At 73.3% G+C, this 21050-nt stretch carries 19 protein-coding genes and 1 pseudogene; 9 read left to right on the forward strand and 11 right to left on the reverse strand.

The features are described from left to right. Positions 1–86: 86 nt before the first annotated feature. Together ACFVZH_RS02225 and ACFVZH_RS02230 are read right to left on the reverse strand one after the other, a co-directional pair. Positions 87–944, reverse strand: coding sequence for a hypothetical protein (locus ACFVZH_RS02225; protein WP_384891808.1), 858 nt, complete (start codon positions 942–944; stop codon positions 87–89). 106 nt (positions 945–1050) lie between these two features. After that, positions 1051–1977 (reverse strand): N-acetylmuramoyl-L-alanine amidase, encoded by a 927-nt coding sequence (locus tag ACFVZH_RS02230; RefSeq protein WP_384891811.1) that lies wholly within the window; start codon positions 1975–1977, stop codon positions 1051–1053. Between the two features lie 402 nt (positions 1978–2379). Between ACFVZH_RS02230 and ACFVZH_RS02235 the strand changes: the two genes are divergently transcribed. Next, positions 2380–4236: a hypothetical protein gene (locus ACFVZH_RS02235; RefSeq protein ID WP_384891814.1), complete on the forward strand. Its 1857-nt coding sequence runs from the start codon at positions 2380–2382 to the stop codon at positions 4234–4236. A gap of 67 nt (positions 4237–4303) precedes the next feature. Here ACFVZH_RS02235 and ACFVZH_RS02240 read toward each other — a convergent pair whose 3' ends face one another. Together ACFVZH_RS02240 and ACFVZH_RS02245 are read right to left on the reverse strand one after the other, a co-directional pair. Further along, positions 4304–4939, reverse strand: coding sequence for a class I SAM-dependent methyltransferase (locus ACFVZH_RS02240; protein WP_384891817.1), 636 nt, complete (start codon positions 4937–4939; stop codon positions 4304–4306). Positions 4940–4988: 49 nt separating this feature from the next. Further along, complete coding sequence (locus tag ACFVZH_RS02245) at positions 4989–5396, reverse strand: ATP-binding protein (RefSeq protein ID WP_384891820.1); 408 nt, start codon at positions 5394–5396, stop codon at positions 4989–4991. A gap of 84 nt (positions 5397–5480) precedes the next feature. On the opposite strand from ACFVZH_RS02245, the gene ACFVZH_RS02250 reads away from it, so the two are divergent. Beyond that, positions 5481–6329 carry a Scr1 family TA system antitoxin-like transcriptional regulator gene (locus tag ACFVZH_RS02250; RefSeq protein ID WP_384891823.1) on the forward strand — a complete coding sequence of 283 codons (849 nt, stop codon included), beginning with the start codon at positions 5481–5483 and terminating at the stop codon, positions 6327–6329. Then, positions 6289–6498: a DUF397 domain-containing protein gene (locus ACFVZH_RS02255; protein ID WP_384891826.1), complete on the forward strand. Its 210-nt coding sequence runs from the start codon at positions 6289–6291 to the stop codon at positions 6496–6498. Before ACFVZH_RS02250 ends, ACFVZH_RS02255 begins: the two co-directional genes overlap by 41 nt. 93 nt (positions 6499–6591) lie before the next feature. On the opposite strand, the gene ACFVZH_RS02260 is transcribed toward ACFVZH_RS02255, so the two are convergent. Continuing rightward, entirely contained in the window at positions 6592–6996 is a 405-nt protein-coding gene (locus tag ACFVZH_RS02260; protein WP_384891828.1) for a DUF4259 domain-containing protein, read from the reverse strand. A gap of 154 nt (positions 6997–7150) precedes the next feature. Between ACFVZH_RS02260 and ACFVZH_RS02265 the strand changes: the two genes are divergently transcribed. Continuing rightward, entirely contained in the window at positions 7151–8386 is a 1236-nt protein-coding gene (locus ACFVZH_RS02265) for a hypothetical protein (RefSeq protein ID WP_384891830.1), read from the forward strand. 29 nt (positions 8387–8415) lie between these two features. On the opposite strand, the gene ACFVZH_RS02270 is transcribed toward ACFVZH_RS02265, so the two are convergent. Together ACFVZH_RS02270 and ACFVZH_RS02275 are read right to left on the reverse strand one after the other, a co-directional pair. After that, positions 8416–8865 carry a MarR family winged helix-turn-helix transcriptional regulator gene (locus ACFVZH_RS02270; RefSeq protein WP_384891833.1) on the reverse strand — a complete coding sequence of 150 codons (450 nt, stop codon included), beginning with the start codon at positions 8863–8865 and terminating at the stop codon, positions 8416–8418. Positions 8866–8903: 38 nt separating this feature from the next. Beyond that, on the reverse strand, positions 8904–9830 hold the full coding sequence (locus ACFVZH_RS02275) for an NmrA/HSCARG family protein (RefSeq protein WP_384891836.1): 927 nt from the start codon (positions 9828–9830) through the stop codon (positions 8904–8906). 144 nt (positions 9831–9974) lie between these two features. On the opposite strand from ACFVZH_RS02275, the gene ACFVZH_RS02280 reads away from it, so the two are divergent. The 4 genes from ACFVZH_RS02280 (at position 9975) to ACFVZH_RS02295 (ending at position 16396) form a co-directional block, all read left to right on the forward strand. Continuing rightward, positions 9975–12227 carry an acyl-CoA dehydrogenase gene (locus tag ACFVZH_RS02280; protein ID WP_384891839.1) on the forward strand — a complete coding sequence of 751 codons (2253 nt, stop codon included), beginning with the start codon at positions 9975–9977 and terminating at the stop codon, positions 12225–12227. Between the two features lie 26 nt (positions 12228–12253). Continuing rightward, on the forward strand, positions 12254–13465 hold the full coding sequence (locus tag ACFVZH_RS02285; RefSeq protein ID WP_384891841.1) for a lipid-transfer protein: 1212 nt from the start codon (positions 12254–12256) through the stop codon (positions 13463–13465). An 83-nt stretch (positions 13466–13548) separates the two neighbouring features. After that, the gene (locus ACFVZH_RS02290; RefSeq protein WP_384891844.1) at positions 13549–15096 is read left to right on the forward strand and encodes an MFS transporter; all 1548 of its coding nucleotides are present in this window, start codon (positions 13549–13551) and stop codon (positions 15094–15096) included. 10 nt (positions 15097–15106) lie between these two features. Next, a complete protein-coding gene (locus ACFVZH_RS02295; RefSeq protein ID WP_384891847.1) occupies positions 15107–16396 on the forward strand; it encodes a phospholipase D-like domain-containing protein in 1290 nt (429 codons plus the stop codon). Positions 16397–16448: 52 nt separating this feature from the next. Here the strand turns inward: ACFVZH_RS02295 and ACFVZH_RS02300 are convergent, their stop codons facing one another. The 4 genes and pseudogenes from ACFVZH_RS02300 to ACFVZH_RS02315 all read right to left on the reverse strand — a co-directional run bounded on the left by ACFVZH_RS02300 (position 16449) and on the right by ACFVZH_RS02315 (position 19877). After that, positions 16449–17054: a response regulator gene (locus ACFVZH_RS02300; RefSeq protein ID WP_384891850.1), complete on the reverse strand. Its 606-nt coding sequence runs from the start codon at positions 17052–17054 to the stop codon at positions 16449–16451. Continuing rightward, positions 17051–18219, reverse strand: a pseudogene (locus ACFVZH_RS02305) (sensor histidine kinase). Before ACFVZH_RS02305 ends, ACFVZH_RS02300 begins: the two are co-directional and overlap by 4 nt. 9 nt (positions 18220–18228) lie before the next feature. Continuing rightward, positions 18229–18948, reverse strand: a complete 720-nt coding sequence (locus tag ACFVZH_RS02310; protein ID WP_384891853.1) for an ABC transporter permease — start codon at positions 18946–18948, stop codon at positions 18229–18231. Continuing rightward, positions 18945–19877, reverse strand: a complete 933-nt coding sequence (locus ACFVZH_RS02315) for an ATP-binding cassette domain-containing protein (protein ID WP_384891856.1) — start codon at positions 19875–19877, stop codon at positions 18945–18947. Before ACFVZH_RS02315 ends, ACFVZH_RS02310 begins: the two co-directional genes overlap by 4 nt. Positions 19878–20166: 289 nt before the next feature. On the opposite strand from ACFVZH_RS02315, the gene ACFVZH_RS02320 reads away from it, so the two are divergent. Further along, a complete protein-coding gene (locus tag ACFVZH_RS02320; RefSeq protein WP_384891859.1) occupies positions 20167–21039 on the forward strand; it encodes a MaoC/PaaZ C-terminal domain-containing protein in 873 nt (290 codons plus the stop codon). Positions 21040–21050 lie beyond the last annotated feature (11 nt).

The following is a 21050-nucleotide window of genomic DNA, read 5'->3' on the forward strand; positions in this document are numbered from 1 at the left end:
AAGGGATTCCGGGCGGGGGGCCGTCGGGTGGGCTGTCACGCCCGGTGCCCCCGCGGGGGAGGCGAACCGGGCCTGAGCGGCGGGTGCTAGCCGCGCTGGATGCCGGTGGTGTCCTGGAGGACGCCGCGGCGGCCGTCCTGCGTCTGGGCCACCAGGGCCGGACCGCGCTGCTCGACCGCCAGGTACCAGGTACCCGGGGCCAGTTCGGCGATCGGCGCCTGCGAGCCGTCCTCCGCGTACAGCGGACGGGCGACCGGGACCGCGAACCAGAACGGCGCGAAGTCCGCGCCCGGCGCGGCCGCCTGCGGGGCGTGCGCCTGCGGCTCCGGCTGCTGCGGGGCCTGCGGCTGCGGGGCGGCGGCCTGCGCGCCGAACGGCTGGCCACCCTGCGACGGGTCCTGCGGCCCGCCGTACTGCGGGTGCTGCGCGCCCGGGTAGCCGTAGCCGCCGGGGACGCCCGGCTGACCCGGCTGTCCCGGCTGCATCCCGTACGGCTGCGGGGTCTGCGGACGCGGCGCGCCCATCAGCGGCGCCTTGAGCGCGGGGACCAGCGGACCGGCCACCGCGGCACCGGCCGCGACCAGGGCGGCGATCAGGCCGAGGACCAGGCCCGCGCCCGCGCTCGTCGACTCGAAGACCCACATCAGCAGGGTCCACGCGGCGGCGACGGTGAACGCCGTGCCGACCTGGCCCAGCTCCAGGCCGACGACCTTGCGCTGCTGCGGCAGGCCGTGGGAGACGACGACCAGCGCGACGCCCGCGATGCCGAGGAAGAACGAACCCCAGCCGAGCGGCGACAGTTCCCACGAGTTCGGGAGGTCGACGGCGTCGCAGACGGCCGCCGGGCCGTCGCAGCCGGCGTAGCTGAGGAACGAGGCGATGAACAGCACCACCGCTGCACCGATCAGCACGCCATCGCCTCGGGTGAGGGAGCGGATATTCACGTAAGAGTCCTTCGTCGGTCGTCGGTCGTCGCGTCGGGGGTGGCACTCGGGGCTTCACGGCACGGGGCGGCCCCATCGTACGGAGCGAATCTATCGCCCGCGGGTTCTACCCCTTGAGGTAGGTCGCGATGCCGTCCGCGATCCCCTGTGCCGCCTTCTGCCGCCACGTCGACGACGTGAGCAGCCGTGCGTCCTTCGGATCACGCATATTGCCGCATTCGACGAAGACCTTGGGCACGGTTGAGAGATTGAGTCCGCCGAGATCGTCGCGCACATCCAACCCGGTACCCCCGCCGAGGTAGTTGGCGGGGTTGGTTCCGGTCGCGCGGGCGAACCGGTCGGCGATCCGCTCGCCGAGCGCGCGGGAGGGTCCGACGATCGCGGCGGTGTCCGCCGCTCCGCCCCGCACCCGTGCGGGCAGGATCACATGGAAGCCCCGGTTGCCGACGGCCGAACCGTCCGCGTGGACGGAGACGACGGCGTCGGCCCGGGCGGCGTTGCCGATGCGGGCCCGCTCGTCGATGCAGGGACCCCAGGGGCGGTCGCCGTCATGGGTGAGGATCACCTTCGCGCCGCGCGCGGTGAGGAGGTCCCGCAGCCGGTGGGAGACGTCGAGGGTGAACGACGCCTCCGTGTACCCGCCATTGGTGGAGGTGCCCGTGGTGTCGCATTCCTTACGGGTCGTCCCGATGTTCACCTTTTTGTTGATTTCCGTGGAATGGCGGAAATTTCCCGAGTTGTGGCCGGGGTCGATGACGACGGTGCGCCCGACGAGCGACCGGCTCTGGGAGAGCGGAAGCGGCGAGCGGCTCCGCGTCGGTCCGGAGGCGAGCGGCGGCCGGGCCTGCGTCCCGCTCTCCCCCTGTGTCTCCGGGGCCTGCGGGGACTGCTGCGACTGCCGGGCCTCCTGCGCCTTCGCGGAGGGCGGCGCGGCCTGGGAGGCCCCGCATCCGGCGAGTACGGCGCAGCAGCCCGTGGCGGCCAGGGCGAGGGCGAGAGTACGGCGGGCGGTGTTCCGGTGGTCGTACGGCACTCAGCGACTCTAGGCCCTGCGCGGGGCGAATTCCCGCAGGGCGTACGTCGCAGGTTGGTCACCGCTTCCCGGATCGGTGGACGCGTGTGCGCGGACCGTGAAGGGTAGGTGAGAAGAGGCGACGGTGGGGTGTCACCGCGCATGGACCCACGAGGGGGAACCGTGGTGGGGGAAGAACCGAACGACGCACGTCCCGAGCCGTCCGACCGTGTCCCGGGCGGCGGCGCGTTAGATCCGCGAGACCCGGCCGCCGGGAGAGGCGCCGAAGCGCCCCGCGACCCGGCGCCTCCGGGAGCCACCGAGCCGCCGTGGACGGCTCCGAGCCTGACGAAACCGCCGACGCCGGGAGCCGCTCCCGCCGCGCCGACGCCACCCGCGCCGCCGACGCTGCCGCTGACCCCGGTGGCACCGGCTCCGGCGGATCCCGCCGCCCCGGCCGGCCCTCCGGCGCCCGCCGTTCCCACGGCTCCGGCCCCGCCCGCGGCGCCCGCCGCTCCGGCCACGCCCACGCTCGCCTTCGGGCCGCCGCCCGGCGGGGCACCGGGCCCGCAGCCGCACGGCGGGTCCCCCGACCCGTACGGCGCGGCCGCCCCGCCCCCGCCCGGCGCGGGGACCGGTCCCGAGGCCGTGCCGGGGTGGGCGGGCGCCGGGGCCGTACCGCCGCAGGCACCGCCGCCCGGATACGGCCCGCCGCCGGGATACGGATCGTTCGGCTACGGCCCGCCGTCCGGCCACGGCCCGCAGCCGCCCGCGCAGCCGCCGGGGGAGGCGAACGGGGCGCAGGCCGCGATGATCGGCCTGCTCAACCTCTCCTGCCTGGGCCTCGGTTACGTCCTGCTGCGCAACTGGGTCGGCGCGGCGGTCTGCTGGCTCGCCACCGCCGCCCTGCTCGTGCTCGCGCTCCCCGCCGACGTCGACGGCGTGCCCGTCGGTGTCCTCGCCGGCTACGGCGTCTTCCTGCTCGCCGCGGCCGCCGACGGCGCCCGGCGCGGACTGCGCGCCAGGCTCCAGGTCGGCGCCTCCGTCCGGCGCCTGGCACTGCCGCTCGCGCTCGTGCTGCTCGCCGTGCCCGCGGGCGGTTCGCTCGCGTACGGGGCGGCCCGCGACGAGGCGAAGGAGCAGGCGCTGCTCGACCTGCTCTCCGCGGCGGACGCGCTCGTGAAGTCAGCCGACGGCCTCGCCTTCGACAAGGCCGAACCGACCTTCGCCAAGGCTCTCTCCGCCTACCAGGACCTCGGCACGCGGCACGCCGGGTCGCGGGCCGGGAAGCTGGTCCCCGACCGGCTCGACGCCTACTACGCGACGGTCTCCGCCCCGTACGGGAAGAAGCGGTACTGCGAGGCCATCGCGCCGCTGAAGTACCTGCGGGGGCTGCCCGGCACGGTCGACAAGGACCTCCTGGGCTCCAGGCCCGCCAAGACCGACGAGCCGCTCGCCGACTCCCTCTACGAGTGCGGTACGGCGGCGCTCGGCGTCCAGACCGCGGACCCGACCGCCAGCGAGAGCCTCAACTACCTCCTCGACACCTTCCCGAAGTCCGACCAGGCGACCCGCGTCGAGCCGGCCGTCCGCGCGGCGATCAAGACCCGGACCACCGCCCTCACCGGCGGCGCCGCGCCCTGCGACACCACCGAGGAGCTGCGCGCCCTCCGCTCCTCCCTCTCCAACATGACGGACCCGTCCCTCCAGGGCGCCTCGAAGGAAGCCGCCGACGCGGTCCAGAAGGGCGACTTCACCTGCGGGACCTCCCAGTTCAAGAACAAGGACTTCACCGCCGCCGCCAAGACCATGACCGAGTACGCCAAGGCGTACCCGAGCAGCCCGCAGGCGGCACACGCCCGCTCGATCGCCATCGCCGCCGAGATCGCCGACGAGGAACCCGCGGCCGGCAACCGGCTGCCCCCGGCGGAGGTCCCCGGCGGCACCCGCATGGTCATGGTGGTCAGCAACGACGGCCCGGGCGAGGTCGAGCTGCTCTACACCGGCCCGATGACCGGCAAGGTCACCCTCAAGGCGTGCGGCACCTGCACCAAGTACCCCGGCCCGATCTTCTCGAACGGCAAGAAGACCAAGGCGTGCACCGGGCCCTCCTCCAAGTACCCGAAGGCGACCCTGCTGCTGCCCGCCGGCGACTACCACTTCCTCCAGAAGCGCGCCTCCACCGGCACCTCGACCGCCGGGGACACCAAGTCCAGCAAGGCGAACATCGAACCCGGCTACAGCTACACCAACTGCCTCTACGTGACCTCCGGGTTCTGACCCGGCACCACGACGAGCACTCCCTCCCGGCGGCCGCCACCCCTCACGGTGGCGGCCGTCGGCCCGCTCAGCCCAGGCGGCGGAGCACCCGCAGCGAGTCGGTGACCGAGATCTCCTCGAAGTCGCCCGACTCCAGGGCGCGGAGGTAGATCCGGTACGGGGCCTGACCGCCGTCCTCCGGGTTCGGGAAGACGTCGTGGATGACGAGCAGACCGCCGGGGGCGACCTTCGGCGCCCAGCCCTCGTAGTCGTTCGTCGCGTGCTCGTCGGTGTGCCCGCCGTCGATGAACACCAGGCCGAGCTGCCCGCCCCACGCCTTCGCCACCAGCGGCGAACGGCCGACGACCGCCACGACATGCTCCTCCAGGCCCGCCTTGTGCAGCGTCCTGCGGAAGGTCGGCAGCGTGTCCATCAGCCCCACCTCCGGGTCGACCACCGTCGGGTCGTGGTACTCCCACCCCGGCTGCTGCTCCTCGCTGCCCCGGTGGTGGTCCACCGTCACCGCGACCGTCCCCGCCTGCCGCGCCACGTCGGCCAGCAGGATCGTCGACCGTCCGCAGTACGTCCCGACCTCCAGCAGCGGCAGCCCCAGCTTCCCGGCCTCGGCAGCGGCGTCGTACAGCGCCAGCCCCTCCACCACGGGCATGAAGCCCTTCGCCGCCTCGAAGGCGGCAAGGATCTCGGGAGTCGGCTCGGCGGCCATGGGCGGGTCCTCCTACTGGCGGGTACGCGGTACGAGCGCCCATGGTGCCCTACGCGTCGCACGCGAACCACACCGTCTTCCCGTCGGCCCGCTCGTCCACCCCCCACCGGTCCGTCACCGTCTCCACCAGGACCAGCCCCCGCCCGCCCTCGTCCAGCGGCCCCGCCGCCCTCGCGCGGACGGCCCCGGCCACCCCGTCCGTCACCTCGACCCTCAGCCCCTCCGGCTCCCGCAGGATGAGAAGGGCGCAGCGGCGCCCCGGCACGTGCCGCACGACGTTCGCGACGAGCTCGGTGAGCGCGAGCGTGGCGGCATCGGCCAGATGGTCCAGTTCCCAACGCGTGAGGAACATGCGCAGGATGCGGCGCATGTGACCCGCCGAATGCTCACCCACGGTGAAGGACATGCGGTAGCTCGTCGCAAGTACCGCAGGGTAGAGGTCTGTTGCCTGATTCATGCCACCAGCCTGAGCCGCCTTCGTTACGCTCGGCTACGGCCTGAACACAACGCCTCACCATGTGAGCTTGGGGGTGACCACTCCATGGTCAACATCCGCAGCCTCGATCCCAGCGCCTCACCGCTGGACTACTACGGATCGGAACTCCGCCGCCTGAGGGAAGAAGCCGGCCTCAGCCAGCCCCAGCTGGGCAAGATCCTCTACTGCACGGGTTCGCTCGTGGGCCAGATCGAAACAGCCAAGAAGGTCCCGACGAGACGGTTCTCGGAACAACTCGACGCGGCGTTGATGACGGGCGGGCTGTTCTCACGACTGGTGGGCCTGGTACTGCGCAGCCAACTGCCGACGTGGTTCCAGGCGTACGCGGAGATGGAGGCGAGGGCGACGTACATCTACTCCTATCAGGAGCAGCTGATCGACGGTCTCCTTCAGACGGAGAGGTACGCCCGAGCCGTGCTGGGTGTCAGGACGGTGGAGGAACTCGACGCCAAGGTGGCTGCCCGTATGGAGCGGCAGCGGATCCTGGAGCGGGAGACCCCACCCCTGACCTGGGTCGTGCTCAGCGAGGCGGTGCTCCGCCAGGAGATCGGCGGTCGGGAGGTGATGGCGGCCCAACTCGCCCGCCTGTTGCGTATGAAGGAGGACCAGTGGGCGAAGGTCCAGATTCTGCCCTTCAAGTCCGGGGCTCATACGGGACTGATGGGTTCGTTCAACCTGCTGCGGTTCGACGACGATCCGGATCTCGTCTACACGGAGGACTTTGTCCAGGGCCATATGACGGCCAATCCGGCCGCCTTCAGGGAGGGTTCGCTCCGTTACGATCACCTCAGGGCCGCTGCCCTCTCCGTGGAGGACTCGGCCGCATTGATCGCCCGCGTCATGGAGGAACAGTATGGGGACCGACCAGAAGCTGACGGGTGCGCGCTGGCGTAAGTCCTCCTACAGCGGCGACACCGGCGGGCAGTGCATCGAGGTCGCCGACCTCGCCGCTCATATCGCCGTCCGCGACTCCAAGAACCCCGAGGGCCCCGTCTTCCTCGCCACCCCCGTCGCCTTCACGGCCTTCGTGGTCGCCGCAGCCGAGGGCCGTATCGGCCGCTGACCGTGGCGACCCTCATAGGGATCGTGATCCTGGCCGTCCGGGCACGGCGGGCGCGGAGGGCCCGGCCGTCCCCGTCGGCGTAGGGCGCGGGGGTCAGGTCGTCGTGAGGACGGCCCGCAGGTTTCGTACGCCCGTCTTCCACTCCTCGCCGTCCGACTCCTCCCAGAGTTCGAGCAGTTCGGAGGGTTCGGCGAGGATCCGGTCGAGCGCGGCGACGGCCTCGGGGCGCAGCTCGGGCGGGAGGTCGGGCAGGGGGTTTTTCGGGCCGTACGAGGTGGTGACCGGCTCGCCGCCCGGGCACTGTGCCGCGACCAGGGCCGCCGACGCGATCGCCTCCACGGCCAGGTCGGCGTCCAGGTACTCCTCGCCGGTCTCGATCACCTCGCGGAAGGAGGCCCGCAGTACCTCCGCCTTCTTCTCCGCCGGGGATTCGTCCACCCGGTACGAGAAGTCGGCGGCGGTGTCGTTGTCGAAGGGGCCGATGTCCCACGTACCCATGGCGTGCTCGCTCTCTCTGTCAGGTGCTCTGCTGTCCCGACAGCCTGGCACCCCCCACTGACAACGCCTCCACGACAACCCCACTGACGACAGGCCCTAGGCTCGTCCGGGCCGCCGGCGTGCGTGGTTTCGGCCGGGGCAGGACAGGCAGGGCGTGGACGAGCGGGGCAAGGTGACGGGGGTGTCGCGGGTGACGGACGGTGTGGGTGTGGTCGGCGTCGTGGACGGAACGGAAGGCGGGGGCGGAGCCGGGGCGGCGGCCGGAGCGCGGGTGTCGCCGCTGCGGCGAGCGCTGCGGAACCGTACGGCGCGGGTGTCGGTGATCGCCGGGCTCGTCGGCGTGCTGCTGGGCGCCGGGACCGTCGCGTGGCGGACGGACACGCTGCCTCTCGTGGGTGGTTCGGCCCCGTGCTGGGACTCGCTCGGCGAAGGGACCGTGAGCGCGCTCTTCGGCGAGGACGCCGAGGTCAGGTCCGAGGAGGCGCGGCTGGAGCGGGCCCAGCGCACGAGCGACCTCTCCTATGGAGAGTGCAGGGTGTCGAGCGTCCGGGACGGCGCCGTGCGCCTCCAGGTCCGGATCCGGGTCCACGAACTCGACGGCCTGTACGGCATGGACGCCCACCGCTGGCCCGCCGAGTTCCTGGACGCGGACATGGTGCCGCTCGGCGAGGGGCTGCCGGGCATGGCGAACGCGTCCCGTGCCTGGCTGGCGCTGCCCGAGAGCTGCGCCGGCAAGCATCGCGACTTCACCGCCGCGACGGTCGTCGACGTGGCCGTGGGCCGGGCCGGCATCGACCGGTCCCCCGAGGGCAGCGGCTGGAAGGAGGACCGCGCCGCGCTGGCGCGGGCCACCGTGGACGCCGCCAACGGGGCGATGCGCGCCTTGGGCTGCACCGCGTCCTATCCGGCGGCCGGGGACCTTCCCGAGGTGACGGGCTGGGAGGAGAGGCCGACGGAGACGCTCTGCGGGATCAAGGGCTTCACCCTGCCCGCCGGCTTCTCCGCCCAGCGGCGCGAACTGCTCTCCCGGGAGCGGGCCGGTGGCTTCGGCGGCCCTGCCAGGGTCTGCGAGGTGGGCGGCCAGCAGCCCAACACCTACCTGAGGTTCACGACGGTGGTCGATCCCGGACTCGCCGACGTCTTCGCGCGGTCCGTCATGCGGGGCGGTGCCCACGTCAAGGGCCTCAAGGGCTACGGCTCGGTCGGCGAGACCCGGGCCGCCTACCGGGCGACCTGCGCGACGGGCTCGGTGGTCTTCCTCGTCGAACAGCAGCGGGCGATCGACGACAAGGCGTTCGACCTCACCCGACAGCTGCTTCCCGGCTATGTGGCGGCGGAGGCGGAGCGGATTGGCTGCGGACCGGAGAAGCTGACCGTGATGCACGCCTGACGGTCCGGGCTGCCCGGCCGCCGTGCCGCTCATGGCCGGCCGGGCCCTTCGAGGTTCTCGATCATGCGCTCCAGGACGCGGACGGCGGTCCCGTACTCGTCCGGGGTGATGCCCTCGACGGACCGGGTGCGGAACTCGGCGACGTGCGACCCCACTTCGGCCAGCCGGCGTCCGCCGTCGGCGGTGAGGCGGAGTCTCCCCGGGGCCGGGCGGGTCGCCCAGCCGTCGGCGAGGACGGTGTCGACGGCGGCGGTCAGCGTGGAGGCGTCGGCGTTCGCCGACAGGACGGCCAGGACCTCGGCGTCCGCGGTCCCGTCACCGGTCTCGCCACCGGTCCCGTCACCGTCCTTGATCACGTTGAGGACCTGCCAGGCGACACGGCTGAGGCCGAACTCCCCGAGCGTGCCGTCCATGACACGGGTGAGGGCTTCGTCCGTGCGGTTGAGCAGATAGCCGATGGGCTTCGGCCTGGGCGTCATGCGGGACTCTCCGTTCGTGTGCGTCGGCGTCGGCGTCGTCAGCGACGAGCCGCCGCGGGCTCGGGCTCGGTGCCAGTGCCAGTGCCAGTGCCGGTCTCGGTCTCTGGCGCGAGTATGGCCGTCCAGTCCTGGGTCCGGGCCCAGTCGTCGAAACCCTGCCACCCGACCTCGGGGAACGCGCGGCGCAGCCCGGTGACGTCGACGTCGAGGCCGGACGTGGTGAAGTACGAGAACATCGCGGCCAGGTCCGTGGACCGGGTGCGCACATAGGCGAGCGGGACCTCCTGATAGGCGACCGGGCGTCCCAGGGCGGCGGCGAGGACGCCGGTCATCTCGCCGGGGGTCCGTTCGTCCGAGGCGATGTCGATGCGCCGTCCCGTGAAGTCCTCGCGGCGCCGGAGGGCGAGGGCGGCGAAGGCGCCGATGTCCCGCGAGGAGATGAGGGCGAGCGGGCGGTCGGCCGGCATCGGCCAGGCGAAGGTGCCCTCGCGCAGTCCGTCGGCGGTCCAACCGCCGGCGTAGTTGTCCATGAACGCGGCGGGGCCGATCACCGTCCAGGGCGTGCCGGAGGCGCGCAGGTGGTGCTCGATCGTCCGCTTGCTCTCGTAGTGCGGGACGCCGGTGTCGCGGTCGGCGTGGGCGACGGAGGTGAGGACGACGTGCCCGAGGCGGGCGGCGGCCGCCGCGTCGACGAGGGCCGTGCCCTGCCGGACCTCGGTCGCGGCACCGGCCTCGAAGGTGGTGACGGCGAAGAGGGAGTCGGCGCCCGCGAGGGCGGCGTCCAGCGAGGGGCGGTCGTCGAAGTCCGCGTAGCGCACGTCTGCGCCGAGGGCGCGCAGCGTGTCGGCGGCGGGGGAGTCGGTGCGGCGGGTGAGGGCGCGCACCCGGTGCCCGGCGGCGAGCAGGCTGCGGGCGGTGGCTCCGCCCTGGGCTCCGGTGGCCCCGGTGACGGCGACGGTGAGCATGGGATTCCCCGTTCATAGTGACTGCGCAACGCATTCTCTGCGCCACGCAGAAGACTCTACCTCGGATTCCCCTGCGTCATGCAGACTTTTCCCGACTCGTTTCTGACCTTCCGTCAGAATGGAACGTGTTCTAGTCTGCGCGGCATGGGCATCGCCATCACGCACGAAGAGCGGGAGCTCGCCCGATCCGTCCGGGGCCGGCTCACCCGCGCCGTACCGCCCGAGGAGGTCCGCAAGCACCTGGACGTCCCCGACACCGCCACCGGCCGGCCCGTGTACTGGGACGTCGCCGCCGACCAGGGGCTCCTCGGGCTGCACCTCCCCGAGGAGCACGGGGGCGGGGGCGGCGGGCTCGGGGACCTCGTCGTCGTCGTGGAGGAGGCGGCGCGGGCGCTGCTGCCGGGGCCGTACCTGCCCTCCGTGCTCGCCGCCGAGATCCTCCACCGGGCCGCCCAGGGGGAGCGGGCCGGGGAGATCGCGCGCGGGGAGCGGATCGGGGCCGTCGCCCTCGGGGGGACCGGGACCCTGACCGCCGTACGGACCGCGAGCGGGTACCTCCTCGACGGCACCGCGCCACCCGTCCTCGGAGGCGCCCAGGCGGATCTGGTGATCCTGCGGGCGGCCACCGCCGACGGCAGCGTCTGGCTCGCCGTGGACACCGGCGGGCTCGCCGTCCGGCCCCACGAGAGCGCCGACCCGACCCGTCCCACCGCCGAGGTCACCGCCTGCGCCACCCACGTCCCCGCCGCCCGCGAACTCACCTTCGGTCCCGGCACCGGCACCGGCACCGGCACCGAGACCGGGGCCACGGCCGACGCCCCCGCGCGAACCAGCCCGAGCGCCAGCACCGCCACCGCCCTCGTCCACGACCTCGCCGCCGTCCTCTTCGCCGCCGACGCCTGCGGCACCGCCGCCCGCGCCGTCGAGACGGCCGCCGAACACGCCCGTACACGCGAACAGTTCGGGCGCCCCATCGGACAGTTCCAGGGCGTCAAACACCTCTGTGCCGACATGCTCGTCCGGCTCGAACAGGCCCGCGCGCTCACCTGGGACGCCGCCCGCGCCGCCGCAGGCCACGACGAAGCCCTGCCGCTCACCGCCGCGCTCGCCGCCGCCACCGCCCTCGACGCCGCGTACACCTGCGCCAAGGACTGCATCCAGATCCTCGGCGGCACCGGCTTCACCTGGGAGCACGACGCCCACCTCCTGCTGCGGCGCGCCCTCGTCGCCCGTCAGCTCCTCGGCACCGGCGACGGGTACCGCCTCGCCGCCCTGCGCCACGCGGCCGCGGGCGTCCGGCGGGGCCTGCGCCTCGATCTGCCGCCCGAGGCCGACGCGTACCGCAGGGAGGCCCGCGAGGCCGTCGCCCCCGCCGCCGGGCTCGACCCGTCCGCCGCCCGGCGCGTCCTCGCCCCCACCGGCTACGCGGCCCCGCACCTCCCGGAGCCGTACGGACTCGGCGCCGGACCCCTGCGGCAGCTCGCCGTCCAGCGGGAGCTCGACGAGGCCGGGATCACGGTCGCCGGACTCGGGATCGCCACCTGGGTGGTGCCGTCCCTGCTCGCCCACGGCACCCCGGAACAGCAGGCCGAGCACCTCGCCCCGACCCTGCGCGGCGAACGCCTCTGGTGCCAGCTCTTCTCCGAGCCCGGGGCGGGCTCCGACCTCGCCTCCCTCCGGACCCGCGCCGAGCGCACCGAGGACGGCCGCTGGCGGATCAACGGACAGAAGGTGTGGACGAGCGCCGCCCAGTGGGCCCACCACGGCATCCTGCTCGCCCGCACCGACCCCGCCGCCCCCAAGCACCAGGGGCTCACGTACTTCCTCGTCGACATGCGGAACACCCCCGGGATCGACGTCCGGCCGCTGAAGGAGATCACCGGGGACTCCCTCTTCAACGAGGTCTGGTTCGACGACGTGATCCTCCCGGCCGACGCCGTCGTCGGCGAGGTGAACGACGGCTGGCGGGTCGCCCGCAACACCCTCGGCAACGAACGCGTCCACATGGCCGACCAGGTCGCCTTCGACACCGGCCTCGAAGCGCTCATCGACCGGGCCGCGCGGGAGGACAGCTCCGTACGCGCACGGGTCGGGGGCCTCCTCGCCGAGGCGCACGCGCTCGCGTGCATCGGCCTGCGGACCACCCTCCTCCAGGTGTCCGGCCTCGAACCCGGCGCCGGCGCCAGCGTCCGCAAGCTCGTCCAGACCCTCCACCAGCAGAAACTCGCCGAACTCACCCTCGAACTCCTGGGCCCCGAAGGCGCCGTGCGCGAGGGCCCCGGCGAACGGGCCGTCCACGGCCTGCTCATGTCCCGCTGCCTCACGATCGCGGGCGGCACCACCCAAGTACAGCTCAATGTCGTCGCCGAGCGCCTGCTCGGACTGCCGAGAGACTGAGACCGAGAGACCGGGAGAAACCCGCGATGACCACCAAGGCGTACGTCGTCGGTGTCGGGATGACGAAGTTCGAGAAGCCCGAGACCCGCGACTGGCAGTACTGGGACATGGTCCGGGAGGCCGGAACGGCGGCCCTCGCGGACGCCGGCGTCCCCTACGCGCGCGTGGAGCAGGCCGCCGTCGGCTACTGCTTCCAGGCATCCACCGCCGGGCAGCGCGCCGTGTACGAACTCGGCCTCACCGGCATCCCCGTCTACAACCTCAACAACAACTGCGCGACCGGCTCCACCGCCCTCATGACCGCCCGCCAGTTCGTCGAGGGCGGCATCGCCGACTGCGTCCTCGCCGTCGGCTTCGAGAAGATGACCCGGGGCGCCCTCGGCGGCGGATCGGGCGCGGGCGACTTCAGCACCTCGCCCGTCGCCCGCCACTACGGGATCATGGCCGCCGGCCACGGCTTCGAGATGTCCCCGCCCACCGCCCAGATCTTCGGCAACGCGGCCCGCGAACACATGGAGCGGTACGGGACGACGGAGGTGCAGCTCGCGGCCGTCGGCGCGAAGAACCACCGGCACTCGTCGAACAACCCCTACGCCCAGTTCCAGGACGTCTACACCGTCGACGAGATCCTCGCCGCGAAGACCGTCCACCGCCCGCTCACCAGACTCCAGTGCTCGCCCACCTCCGACGGCGCCGCGGCCGCCCTCGTCGTCTCCGAGCGCTTCGTCGACGAACACGGGCTGCGGGGGAAGGCGGTGGAGATCGCCGCCCAGGCGATGACCACCGACACCGAGGAGTCCTTCGCCTCCGGCTCCTGCATCGACGCCGTCGGCCTCCCCATGTCCCGGGCCGCCGCCCGCCAGGTGTACGAACGCTCCGGGCTCGGCATCGAGGACGTCGACGTCGTCGAACTCCACGACTGCTTCTCCATCAACGAGCTGCTCACCTACGAGGCGCTCGGCATGTGCGAGGAGGGAGCCTCCGGCAAGCTCGTCGAGTCCGGGGCCACCACCTACGGCGGCCGCTGGGTCGTGAACCCCTCCGGCGGCCTCATCTCCAAGGGCCACCCCCTCGGCGCGACCGGCCTCGCCCAGACCGCCGAACTGGTCTGGCAGCTCCGGGGCGAGGCGGGCGCCCGGCAGGTGACCGGCGCGCGGGTCGGGCTCGCGCACAACATCGGCCTCGGCGGCGCCGCGGTCGTCACCCTCCTGCGGAAGGCCGCGGACCCGGCGCCCTAGGCCCTCGGCGTCCTGGGACCCCCGGCGTCCCAGGCCGGCCGGCGTATGTACGGGGGCGAAGCCGGTCGGCGACCATGACACCCATGCCGCAGACCGACTCCGCCCCCGACTCCGCCCCCGACTCCGTGCCCGGCTCCGGCTTCGCGTCCGCCGCCGACCCCGCCCCGGACCCGGCTCCCGACCCCGCTTCCGGGGCCGCTGCCGGATCCGCCGCGGGAAGCTCCCGCGCCCCGGCGCGTGCCACGGCCCGCCCCTGGGCGGTCGTCCTGACCGCCTGCGCGGGGCAGTTCCTCGTCGTCCTGGACGTGTCGGTCGTGAACGTGGCCCTGCCGTCGATGCGGGCCGACCTGGGACTCACGGAGCTCGCGCTCCAGTGGGTGCTCAACGCGTACGCGATCGCCTTCGCCGGCTTCATGCTGCTGGGCGGGCGGGCCGCCGACCTGTACGGGCGGAAGGCGATGTTCCTGCTCGGGCTCGGGCTGTTCACCGCCGCCTCGGTGGCGGGCGGGCTCGCCCAGGAGGGCTGGCAGCTGGTCCTCTCCCGCGCCGTGCAGGGCCTCGGCGCCGCCGTCCTCGCGCCGGCCACCCTGACCCTGGTCACGGACGCCGTCCCGGCCGGGTCCGCCCGGACCAGGGCCATCGGCACCTGGACGGCGGTCGGGGCGGCGGGCGGCGCCGCGGGCGGTTTCGTCGGCGGCCTCCTCGTCGACCTGCTCTCGTGGCGCTGGGTCCTCCTCGTCAACGTCCCCATCGGCGTCCTCGTCCTCGCCGGCGCGCTCCTCTGGCTCCGCGAGGGCCGCACCGGCACCGGGCGCCGGCTCGACCTGCCGGGCGCCGTCCTCGTCACCGCCGGGCTCGCCACCCTCGCGTACGGCATCGTCCAGACCGAGGAAGCGGGCTGGACCGCCCCGGCGACCCTGCTGACCCTCCTCGGCGGCCTCGCCCTCCTCGGCGTCTTCGTCACCGTCGAGGCGCGCACGGCCGCCCCGCTGATGCCACTGAAGATCTTCCGTACGCGGACGGTGTCGGCGGCCAACGCGGCGATCCTGCTGTGCGGTTCGAGCTCCTTCGGCATGTGGTTCTTCATGACCGTGTACGCGCAGAACGTCCTCGGCCACACCCCGCTCCAGGCGGGCCTCGCCCTCGTGCCCAGCTCCCTCAGCGTCGTCCTGGGCTCCAAGCTCGCCCCGCGCCTGATGCCGGCCGTCGGGGCCCGGAACCTCGCCGTGCTCGGCGCCCTCATCGGCGCCGCCGGCTTCGCCTGGCAGTCGACGATGACCGCCGACGGCACCTTCCTGGGGACGATCCTCGGCCCCGGCGTCCTGATGATGGCCGGCATCGGCCTGGCCACCACTCCGCTGGCCACCCTCGCCACGTCGAGTGCCTCCCCGGACGACGCCGGTCTCGTCGCCGGCCTCGTCAACACCTCCCGCACGATGGGCGGCGCCGTCGGTCTCGCCGCCCTCTCCACCGTCGCCGCGGCCGTCACCGGCCCCACCCACGGCACCCCGGACCCCGAGGCCCTCACCGCCGGCTACGCGGTCGCCTTCCGCGTCTCGACGGCGATCCTGATCGGGGCGGCGGTGCTGATGCATGTCTGGCTCCCGAAGCCCACGGGGCGCCGTGGGTGAGAATGCCCAAGTGATATCGATCAAGAGCAAGTTCAGAACGGGCGTGACCGCACTCGCCGTGGGTGCCGCACTGACGATCGCCCCCTCGGCCTCGGCGGAACCGGTCCTGGCCGTGACCACCGGAGCCGTGTTCAACGACCCGTCGAGCACGGACGCGGCCGCCCGGGGCCGGATCCTCTTCCACCTGGCGGACCTCGTCGACGGCGCGGAGCCGGGCTCGTCCGTAAGGATCTCCCTGTACCTGTTCCAGTCGCAGTACCTGGCCGACAAGCTGGGCGCCGCCCACCGCAGGGGCGTCACCGTCCAGGTGGTCCTGGACCACGACAGCAAGTCCACCGGGGCCGACAGCCTGGCGAGCCAACTGGCGGCGCCGGGTGCCGCGGACTCCTGGGTACGGAGCTGCAGGAACCAGGAGGCATGTCTGGCCCTGGACCCGGGCACCACGGCGACCGACCCGGACGGCTGGTACGACAACGTCAACCACAACAAGTTCTTCCTGTTCTCCCGCACCAGGGGCAAGGGCACCGTCCCCGTGGACAACGTGGTGGTGCAGTCCTCCGGCAACCTCACCGGCCAGGACTTCGGCTGGTGGAACGACGCGCTGACCGTCGCCGGCAACAGGGAACTGTCCGACGCGTACACCACGTACTTCACGGCGCAGGCCGCCGCGGCGGCCGGGCAGGCGCCGCAGGTCGCGGACTACGGGGACACCCAGGCCGGCAAGGCCAAGGTCTACTTCTTCCCGAAGTCGGGCAGTGACACGGTCGTCAACATCCTCAAGACGGTGGCGCCGGCCGGCACCGCGAACCCCTGCCAGGGCAACGGCCCGGGATTCGGCACGTCGGACGGCCGGACGAGGATCCGCATCGCCCAGGGCCACATCACCCGCCCCGAGGTGGCCAGGCAGCTGTGGGAACTCGCCCAGGCGGGCTGCCACGTCGAGATCGTCTACCGGTCGCTCGACAACTGGTCGGCCGACGGCCAGCCCATGTCGCAGGTGGCCAACTGGCTGACCAGGCCGGTGACCGGCAAGGGCCGCGTCGTCCTGCACCAGCTCGACAACGACGGCCGCGGCGGCACCGACTCCCACACGAAGTACCTGCTGATCGAGGGCACGTACCTGGGCGGCGTCGACAAGAAGATCGTCTTCACCGGTAGTCACACCTACACGGTGACGGCGCTCAAGTACAACGACGAGGCGCTGCTCAAGTACGAGGACAACCAGGACACGTCGGTCTTCGACGCGTACGTGCGGAACTTCGAGGCGCAGCGCGCGGCGGCCCTGTCCGAGGGCCTGTAGCGCCGGCCCAGGGCCTGTCGTCACCTTCCCGTCCGCCCCACGACGCCTGGCCCTAGAGCCACCCCTGCCGACGGGCCGCCCGGACGGCCTCCATGCGGTTGCGCGTGCCCGTCTTGCCGATCGCCGACGAGAGGTAGTTGCGGACGGTCGACTCCGAGAGGTGGAGGCCCGCCGCGATGTCCGCGATCGTCGCGCCGTCCACCGAGGCGGCCAGGGCGTCCCGTTCGCGGGCGGTCAGGGGGTTCGGGCCCGCGCCCAGGGCCGCCGCGGCCAGCGCCGGGTCGATGACGGTCTCGCCCCGCAGGGCCTTGCGGACCGCCTCGGCCAGCTCCTCGACGGGCCCGTCCTTGACCAGGAACCCGACCGCGCCCGCCTCCATCGCCCGGCGCAGATAGCCGGGTCGGCCGAACGTCGTGAGGATCAGCACCCGGCAGTCCGGCGCCTCGTCGCGCAGGTCCGCCGCCGCGTCGAGCCCGGAGCGCCCCGGCAGCTCGATGTCGAGCAGCGCCACGTCCGGCCGGGACAGCAGCGCCGCGTCGACGATCTCGTCCCCCCGTCCGACCTGCGCCACGACCTCGATGTCCGGCTCCATCCCGAGCAGCAGCGCCAGGGCCCCGCGCATCATGCCCTGGTCCTCCGCGAGCAGGACTCTGATCATCGCGTCGGCTCTCCCTGGTGCGGGTCGGGGGTCTCCGCGGGGAGTTCCGCGGTGACCTGGAAGCCGCCCCGGGGGCCGGTCCCGAGTCAAGAGTGCCGCCTGCGGCGGCGACCCGCTCGCGCAGGCCGCGCAGTCCGCTGCCCTGGCCGCCGGTGGCTCCGGGGCCGCGGCCGTCGTCGGTGACGGTGAGGCGGACGCGGTCGGGGGTGCCGTCGACGGCGATGACACAGCGGGAGGCGCCGCTGTGGCGGACGGCGTTGGTGGCGGACTCGCGGACGACCCAGCTGAGGAGGGCCTCGGTCTGCGAAGCGAGGAGGGGGCCGGAGCGGCGGACGACGGGTTCGATGCCGGCGGAGGTGAGGGCGTCGCGGGCGCGGTCGAGTTCGGTGGCGAGGCTTCCCTCGCGGTAGCCGGTGACGGCCTCCCGGATCTCGGTGAGGGCCTGGCGGCCCACCGACTCGATGTCGCGGACCTGGTCGAGGGCGGCGTCGAGGTCGTGCGGGGCGAGCCGGCGGACGACCTCGGACTTGACCACGATCACCGAGAGGGTGTGTCCGAGCAGGTCGTGCAGGTCGCGGGAGAACCGCAGCCGCTCCTTCTCGACGGCCGTCCTGGCCAGCTCCTCGCGGGTCGACCGCAGCTCCCGGACCGTCTGGTCGAGGGCGAGGATCGTCGCGGTGACCATGATGGAGATGAACGTGCCGTACACGATGCCGAAGGAGTTCCAGCCGTCCCGCCAGAAGGTCACCAGCCCGGCCGCGACGACCAGCGGGAAGGCGATCACGGTCAGGAGTCTGCCGCGGCGGACCACGGCCCCGACGGCGAGGCCCAGGAGGGGGAAGAACAGCAGCCACTCCCGGCCGTAGCCGATGGCGAGCGCGAAGGTGAGCGCGCCGAGGAGGCCGAGGAGGACCCAGGTCAGCGGGGCCTCCCTGGTGCGGGCGTGGAAGGCCCGGAGGACGACCGCGATGTACAGCGTGTTGAAGGCGAGCAGTCCGAGGCCGCCGATCCACGGGTTCGGGGCCTCGCCGCCGACGAGGTGGGAGAGCGCGCCGAGCCCCATGAGCAGCCAGGGCAGGAGGCTCATGCCGGTCGGTCCCCGGTCCGCCCGCGCTCGTCTCCGCTCCCGCAGGCCCACGCGCCGCGGGCGCCTCCCGTTCGTCATGCTCATTTCCTACACCGTCCTCGCCGCACGGCGGTACGAGACCGCCGCGTACGCACCGAACAGCAGGGCCCACGCGACGATCACCGTCAGGGCCGCCGCCCCCGGCGCCGTCCCCTCCGTTACGGAGACGCCCAGCTCGGCGAAGCGGTTGGTGGGGGTGTACGAGGAGAGCGTCCGGAGCCAGTCGGGGAAGAGGACGACCGGGAACCAGAGGCCGCCGACGACGGCGAGGCCGAGGTTGCAGGCGACGTTGACGACGCCGGTGGTCTGGGCGGTGAGCCGGTAACCGTTGCCGATGCCGAGCAGGGTGAAGGGGAGGGAGCCCAGCCAGAGGGTGAGGGCGACCACCGGCCACTGCCAGACCTCCATCCGTACGCCGTTGGCGAGGCCGCCGGCGAGGAGGACGCCGCCGATGGCGGGGAGGACGACGACCGATCCGGTCAGGGCGCGGCCGGTGACGACCTGGCGGGGGGTCATCGGGGTGATCCGCAGCTGCCGCAGCCAGCCGGTGGACTTGTCCTCGGCGACGCCGGTGCCGAGGGAGAGGGCGGCGCCGAGCGCCCCGTACGCCGCCATGCCGACCATGGCGGCCGTCTTGTACCCGCTGTCGCCCCCGCCGAGGTTGGTGAAGAGGAGGTACATCATCACCGGGACGCCGATCGTCGAGATCGTGAAGCCGGGGTCGCGCAGGGTGCGGCGGACTTCGAGGCGTACGTACGAGGTGATCATCGCGTGGTCTCCAGGGTCCTGGCCGCGGTCCGCGGCTTGTGGGTGAGGGCGAGGAAGGCATCGTTCAGGGTGACCGGGGAGACCTCGAGGGAGCGGATCGCGTCCCGCTCCGCCAGGGCGCGGACGGTGGCGTCGGAGTCCTCGGTGCGCAGCCGGGCGCGGTCGCCGCGGATCTCGTGGGACGTGACGCCGGGCAGCAGGGCGAGCCAGTCGCTCGGGCCGCCGGCCAGGTCGAAGGAGACGAGGCTGCCGCCGGCGGCCCGTTTGAGCTCCTCGCTCGTGCCGTCGGCGAGGACGCGGCCGGAGTCGAGGACGACGATCCGGTCGGCGTAGGCGTCGGCCTCCTCCAGGTAGTGGGTGGAGAACAGGACGGTGTTGCCGCGGCGCGCGTAGCCGCGCATGGAGTCCCAGAACTCCTGGCGGGCCTCGACGTCGAGGGCGGCCGTCGGCTCGTCCAGGACGAGCAGCTCGGGGTTGCCCGAGAGGGCGACGGCGAAGCGGACCCGCTGGACCTGGCCGCCGGAGAGCCGGTCGACGCGGCGGCCGGCGAGTCCGGTCAGGCCGGCGAGCGCCAGGGCCTCGGCGACCGGCATCGGGGAGGGGTAGGTCCGGGCGACGAAGCCGACGAGTTCACTCACGGTGACCCGGGGGACGGGCCGTCCCTCCTGGAGCATCGCGCCGACCCGGCCGGCGGCCACGGCGTGGGCGGGGGTCCCGCCGAAGAGGGAGACCCGGCCGCTGTCGGGCTCGTCGAGGCCGAGGAGCAGGCCGATGGCGGTGGACTTGCCGGCGCCGTTGCGGCCGAGCAGGGCCACGGTCTCGCCCCGCCGGACGGCGAGGTCGAGACCGTCGACGGCGCGGACGGCGCCGAACGTCTTGGTCGCCGCCTCGAAGGCGACCGCCGGGTCGTGCGGGGTGTCTGTCGTCATGGGTACGACGCTACGAATCCGGGGCGGGTGCGCGGCAGGCGTGGATGTACGGACCCGGCGGTGACAAATGTCCCGGGTCCGCGGGGGCACCCCTTTTCTGACGCAGCGTCAGGAGTCTGCCGCCGGGAGGGTTCCCAACTTCTGTCGCCTGGGCTATACATGGGGTCCACCGACCTAGAACGCGTTCTAGAACGGCCGCGTTCCGGGACGGTCCCGCACGGCCTCGGTGCGACCGACGGTGCGGACGGTCGCGCCGAGGTCTTTCACCGCCACGAGGAGCAGCAGCCCGATGCCCATCGACCCCGCCAAGGCCGTCGCCGCCGAACCCCGCAGCGCCGAGATCGCCTGGGACCACAAGGACGTCCAGCTCTACCACCTCGGGCTCGGCGCCGGATCGTTCCAGGGCAAGCCCAGCCCGGCCACCGATCCCGACGAGCTCCGCTACACCCTGGAGTCCCGCCTCCACGTCCTGCCCAGCTTCGCCACCGTCGCGGGCGCCGGCATGGGCGTCGTCGGCGGGCTGTCCGCCCCCGGCATCGACATCGACCTGGCCGCCGTCCTGCACGGAGGCCAGTCCGTCACCCTCCACCGCCCCGTCCCCACCGGCGGCCGGGCCGTCTCCACCTCCCGCGTCGCCGCCGTCTACGACAAGGGCAAGGCCGCCGTCCTCGTGCTGCGCACCGAGGCCGCCGACGACGACGGCCCGCTCTGGACCAGCGACGCCCAGATCTTCGTCCGCGGCGAGGGCGGCTGGGGCGGCGACCGCGGCCCCTCCGAACGCCTCCCCGTCCCGGAGCGGGCGCCCGACGCCACCGTCGAACGCCCCATCCGCGAGGAACAGGCCCTGCTCTACCGGCTCTCCGGCGACTGGAACCCGCTCCACGCCGACCCCGAGTTCGCCAAGCTCGCCGGCTTCGACCGGCCGATCCTGCACGGGCTGTGCTCGTACGGCATGACCCTCAAGGCCGTCGTCGACACCCTGCTCGACGGGGACGTCACCCGGGTCCGCGCCTACCGCACCCGCTTCGCCGGCGTGGTCTTCCCCGGCGAGACCCTGCGGGTCCGGATGTGGGCCGGCGAGGGCACCGTCCAGGTGACCGTCACCGCCGTGGAGCGCGACGACGCACCCGTACTCGCCGACACCGTCGTCGAGCACTCCTGAGACAACCCACG

Source organism: Streptomyces sp. NPDC059534 (genome assembly GCF_042743475.1).
Lineage (GTDB): Bacteria > Actinomycetota > Actinomycetes > Streptomycetales > Streptomycetaceae > Streptomyces.